The following is a 5,202-nucleotide window of genomic DNA, read 5'->3' on the forward strand; positions in this document are numbered from 1 at the left end:
CGGGGCTCCTGCGATTTCTAGCTGACGCTGCGAAACTTCGGGTCTTTGCTCTCTCGAAAGGCCAACCCTGCCTCTTGAATGGCATTCCGCTTGAGGTGGCAGGGATCCTCTTTCACCCACTGCGGCAGGTCAGTGCAGGATGATGTCCCCCAGCTTTCTGGCTGTTTTTGGAGCCCCCTGCTATCGCGAACGGCACAGCCGGTCTTTGTGGGCAACCACAAACGTATGCAAGCAGACACCAAAGTAATGGCCGGATTAGAGTCAGGCTCCTCTAGCGGGCCAGGTACCGTTCCAAGCGTCCTTGGAAAAATGACAAGATTAACGTCAGCAGCCAGTACCACAGCGCTGCCACCACCAAAGCCTCGAAGAAGTGCTGGCGCGGCAAACCTGCCTGTCGAGCCCGGCCCATCAACTCCTGCAAAGCAATGGCACTGGCCAGGGCAGTGTCTTTCTGCATGGCGATGAATTGATTGCCAATGTCGGGTAGGACAATTCGGAAAGCTTGCGGCAAAATGATGCACCACAGGGTTTGCCAGGGCTTAAGCCCCAGGGCATAGGCAGCTTCCCGCTGCCCAATGGGAATGGCTTGGATCCCGGCCCGGAAGATCTCGCTCATGTAGGCGCCATAGTTCAGGCTCAAGGCCAGCACCGCCGAAGTGAACGAGCCGAACACCAGGCCCAGTTGCGGCAAAGCCTGGTAGATGAACAAAAACTGCAGAAATAGAGGTGTGCCTCGCATCAACGAGACATACAGAGCGGAGAGGCTGCTCAGAGGGGCAATCTGGGAGAGGCCCGCCAGTGCCGACAAAAAGGCCAAGGTGGTGGCACAGAGGATGGAGACCAAGGACAGTTGAAAAGTAGTGCCCACCCCTTGCGAGATAAACCACCACCACTCGCGCACAAAGTTGCCGTTGAGACGCAAGGTACGGATGGGGATCCCGGCCAACTCCAACTGTACCCCGCTGAAGGTGAACAGCAACAACAACAGCCACAGAACCAACCACAATCCCTGGGCCACCGGGAACGGGATCCCTTTTCGAATCCGGGGCGGTGGGTAAATGGGCTGCTCCAGTGGGATAGAGTCTTTGCTCACTCAGCTTTTTTCGTCAGATCAATGCCGTAATACCGCTTCGAGAGGGCTGTTAGCGTGCCGTCGGCGTGCATGGATTCTAAAATTTCGTTAATTTTGGCTTGCAAGCTCTCGGAAGGGGCAGGGCTGGAGCGATCCAAGGCCACAGCCAAGGCTTCGTAGTAGACCGGATCCCCCAGAGTTTTCAGGGGCAGTCCTTCCCGAATGGCGTTTTCAGCCGTCGGCAAAGCTGTCAAGACTGCATCCAGGCGGGTGCCATCCCCCAGTGCCAAATCCTGCAGAGCCAGGCTATCGGTGTCGTAGATGCGAATGTCCACCCGCGGGGCCGGAACTTGGATGGTCTCTCCTTCCAGGGTGAGGTTGCCCTCCAGGTAGGCTTGATAGGTGGTGGCGGTGCCCACCCCGACTCGCTTTCCTTCCAAAGCGGCGATATCGGTCAGGGTCGAGGCTTGGTGGACCACGAAGCTGGCGGGGGTGTAGTAGTAGGGAATGGTAAACAGCAGAGCTTTCTGGCGTTCGGCAGTTACGGTCATGGAGCCGACATTGACATCCCAGCGGCCATTCCAAGATCCGGCGGTGATGACATCAAAGTTGATATCCAAAAACTCAGCCTTTACCCCCAAGCGCTTGGCGATCTCGCGCGCCACATCCACGTCAAATCCTTCCCAACTGCCGTCGGGATTGAGGTAGCTCTGAGGCCGGTAATTGGAGTCGGTGGAAATCCGGAGCACCCCCCGCTCTTGAACTTGAGCCAACAAATCGCTACCTTGGGCCAGCAGGGATCCCTGGTGTGTGCCTAGAGCCCAGCATCCGGCCAGGGTCAAGCAAAGGGCTTGTAGGGATCGGCGTCGAGAAACAGACATCGGCGAAACCTCAGATGAAGGTGAAGGGCAAACCCATTGGAATCCATCCAAGCTATCCAAGGCTGTCACAATTCTCGCCGCAAGGCAGTATCACCTGACACTGCCGCTTTGGGTGGCTATTCCCGACTGGGGCGAGCGGGTCGCAATTCTCCAAACATGCTCTAAAAAAGGCAAATCAACTGTCTCAGGATTGAGCTTATGAATCCCAATTGAGATTGAAATATCTCCTCCAGAAAGGCATCCCCTGAGACTTGCGATCAAGACTCGTGCTGTGTTGCCCGGGGGGGCAATCCGTATCCCTCTGTGGGCAACGGAGAATCGACGTTCTGGGTAGCAGAAAACATTTGGCTCGACCCAATGGATCCCCCTTAGCAATTGGGCGGAGAGGATGTCAATATCTTTGGAAGAGAACGGGGTTGAGGGTGGTTATGCAAGCGGTGATCTTGGCGGGTGGGAAAGGAACTCGCTTACGGCCTTTTACCTTTTTGCAGCCTAAGCCTTTGTTGCCCCTTTTGGATGTGCCCTTTTTGGAGTGGCTGATCGGGCGCTGCCGCCGAGCCGGCCTGACAGATATTTTACTCAGCGTGGGTTATCTGGGCCAACAAATTGAGGCTGCTCTGGGAGATGGCGCTGCTTTGGGGGTGAAGCTCCGCTACATTCCTGAAGAGACGCCTTTGGATACGGCAGGAGCTTTGGTGCTGGCTCAGCCCTATTTCACCGGGGATCCCTTGGTGGTTTTCAATGCCGACATCCTCACGGATCTGGATTTGCAGGCGTTGATGCAATGTCATGTGCAGAGCAAGGCCATTGCCACCCTCACCCTCGCCCGCGTGGACGATATCACCGCCTATGGCCTGGTGGAAGTTGGGGAAGGGGGCCAGATCCAATCTTTTCGGGAAAAACCCACCCCTGCAGAAGCCCTCACCCTCACCACCGACACGATCAACGCCGGCACCTATGTCTTGGATCCGGCCATTTTTAAAGACTACCCCAGTGGGGATCCCCTCAGCTTTGAGCGGCGTGTCTTCCCCGATTTGCTCAGGCAAGGGCACCGGCTGCAAGCTTATCTCCACGCAGGCTACTGGCGGGATCTGGGCACGCCGGCCAGCTACTACCACGGCCAACTGGACATTCTTCTGGGCCGAATGACGGATTTTCCCCTGGAAGATGTGCAGCAACAGGCGCCGGGGATATGGGTGCACAAAACGGCTGAGATCCATCCCAGCGCTCAACTGCACGCCCCCTGCTACATCGGCGCCCACACCCGTTTGGGATCCCAAGCTCAGATTCCGGCAGGCACCATCCTCGGCAGCCACAGCTGGGTAAATGGATCCCTGCAGCCGGGAGCCTACGGGCCGAGAGTCCTGGTAGTGTAGGTTAAGTGCAAGTTAAGTCCACAACCATCCACGACAAAGCCATCAACAGATGGAGTTACCACAAACTGGGGAACGCTGGGATCCCTACCTTGCCTCTGTGGCTGCTCGCTTCAATCGGGAGCTGGAAATTCAACTGGGTCGGCCAGGTTGGCAACTTCCCCCAGACCTGGAGCAACTGCCTTTTTGGCAAGCCCAGCAGCGGGATCACCTGCAAGAGCGCCTCGGGATCCCCTTTTGGCAACTGCGTGCCCCCAAAAAACGGGAAGCCTGTTTGGATTTGGGCTGTGGGGTAAGCTTCCTGACCTATCCCTGGAACGATTGGCAAGCCTACTTTTACGGCCATGAGCTGAGCGGTGAGATTGTGCGCTTTATTCGCTCGCGGGCACCCCAGCTTAACTCCAAGCTGTTCAAGTCAATGCAACAGGGATCCGCCCACCATTTGGAAAACTACGAGTCGGAGCAATTTGATCTGGCCATTGCCACCGGATTTTTGTACTACTACCCGATTGAGTACTTCGACGCGGTTTGGGCAGAGTTGATGCGAGTGTTGCGACCGGCTGCACCTGTGATTATTGAAGTGGTCAATCCCGACTCGGTGTGGGCGGAACAATGGGGTCTCATCGAGCTATTCAAAGGCACCGAACCGATTTTCACCCCCCTAACGGAGTGGGAGCGGCGCATCGCAGCCTTGGGGGGCAAAATTCAGAAACAGGCCAGTGGCGAACTGTTCACCACCTATTGGATTCAGCGCAGACCGTGATCTGCTCACAACCGGGAAAGTATCGGAGCATTCGGAGTAGTGGGGTAACCTTTAAGGCTGGGTACTAAGATTAAAAATAAGATAAAGATTAAGATTAAGAAGTGTGATCCCGGACAAGGGATCCACCGCCATCCATGCAAGCCTCCTCTCCCACCTTCCTCTTGGTTGATGGCTACAACATCATCGGAGCTTGGCCCACCCTGAGCCAGTTAGCGCGTCGCTCCCTGATGGAATTGGCCCGTCTGCGCTTGGTGGAATCTTTGGCCAACTATGTGGCCTTCCGGGGCTACCGGGCAACTGTGGTGTACGATGCCTACGCCCAACCCACTCCAGCCCGGCAAGAGCGCTCCCCTGCGGGTATCGAGATCCTGTATACCTCCTATGGCGAGACCGCCGACAGTTGCATTGAACGGCTGTGTGCTCAGCTGCAGAAGGATGGGTGTCGGGTAAGGGTGGCTACCTCCGATCGTGTCCAGCAATTGGTGATCGGTGGCTACAACGCCGAATGGGTCTCGGCAGAACAACTGTGGGATGAAGTGCAGCAGGCCCAGCAGCAGATCCGGCACCTCCAGCCAAAACGGCTATCGAGCAAGCGGGGCATTGATGCCTACTTGGATGCAGAAACCCTCTCGCGCCTAAACCGCTGGCGGCTGTCCGGCCAAGATCCCATGCGCTAAATGCCATCGTAGGGAACGGTGGGAGCTCCATACCAAAGATGCTCCTCATCTGGCGAGGCAGTAGGCAACTGCTCCTGTGAAGGATCCGCTACCTCTGCTGGAGCCAGCTCCTGCTCATCTACCAACACCAGCACCCGCACAACTCGATCTTTGGGCAATTGCTCCTGCGCCCGCATGGGCAAGATCAGTTGACCTTGGCTGTCGGTACGAGCCCAGAACTCATGCGCTTTCATGCTGTTTCCCAAAATCATGAGCCAATGAAGGGATCCCCAGGCCGGAGCTTAGTGAGGATGATGAATGACCCCAGAAAGCTCCATCTGTTCTTCGTATTCAGATGAGTCGGAGAGGCTGGCCCAGCTTTATAGTTATTTTGATTCAAACTAGGACACTCTAGGACACTGCGTCAGGGTTGTGGAGCAATAGCGTTGCGGAGCAA

The 5,202-nt window shown here is 56.4% G+C and carries 6 protein-coding genes; 3 read left to right on the forward strand and 3 right to left on the reverse strand.

The window, feature by feature from the left end; translation table 11 throughout:
- Positions 1-271 precede the first annotated feature (271 nt).
- Entirely contained in the window at positions 272-1,093 is an 822-nt protein-coding gene (locus NW818_RS12580) for an amino acid ABC transporter permease (protein WP_148202748.1), read from the reverse strand.
- Complete coding sequence (locus tag NW818_RS12585; RefSeq protein ID WP_414330534.1) at positions 1,090-1,953, reverse strand: ABC transporter substrate-binding protein; 864 nt, start codon at positions 1,951-1,953, stop codon at positions 1,090-1,092. Before NW818_RS12585 ends, NW818_RS12580 begins: the two co-directional genes overlap by 4 nt.
- Before the next feature lie 428 nt (positions 1,954-2,381).
- Between NW818_RS12585 and NW818_RS12590 the strand changes: the two genes are divergently transcribed.
- The 3 genes from NW818_RS12590 to NW818_RS12600 all read left to right on the forward strand — a co-directional run bounded on the left by NW818_RS12590 (position 2,382) and on the right by NW818_RS12600 (position 4,766).
- Positions 2,382-3,329, forward strand: a complete 948-nt coding sequence (locus NW818_RS12590) for a sugar phosphate nucleotidyltransferase (RefSeq protein WP_414424744.1) — start codon at positions 2,382-2,384, stop codon at positions 3,327-3,329.
- Positions 3,330-3,378: 49 nt separating this feature from the next.
- Complete coding sequence (locus tag NW818_RS12595) at positions 3,379-4,089, forward strand: class I SAM-dependent methyltransferase (protein ID WP_414383573.1); 711 nt, start codon at positions 3,379-3,381, stop codon at positions 4,087-4,089.
- Between the two features lie 134 nt (positions 4,090-4,223).
- Positions 4,224-4,766 carry an NYN domain-containing protein gene (locus NW818_RS12600; RefSeq protein WP_414424745.1) on the forward strand — a complete coding sequence of 181 codons (543 nt, stop codon included), beginning with the start codon at positions 4,224-4,226 and terminating at the stop codon, positions 4,764-4,766.
- On the opposite strand, the gene NW818_RS12605 is transcribed toward NW818_RS12600, so the two are convergent.
- A complete protein-coding gene (locus tag NW818_RS12605; RefSeq protein WP_228375425.1) occupies positions 4,763-4,999 on the reverse strand; it encodes a hypothetical protein in 237 nt (78 codons plus the stop codon). The genes NW818_RS12600 and NW818_RS12605 overlap by 4 nt on opposite strands.
- Positions 5,000-5,202: the final 203 nt, after the last annotated feature.

Source organism: Synechococcus sp. R6-5 (assembly GCF_047461775.1).
Classification (GTDB): Bacteria; Cyanobacteriota; Cyanobacteriia; order Thermostichales; family Thermostichaceae; genus Thermostichus.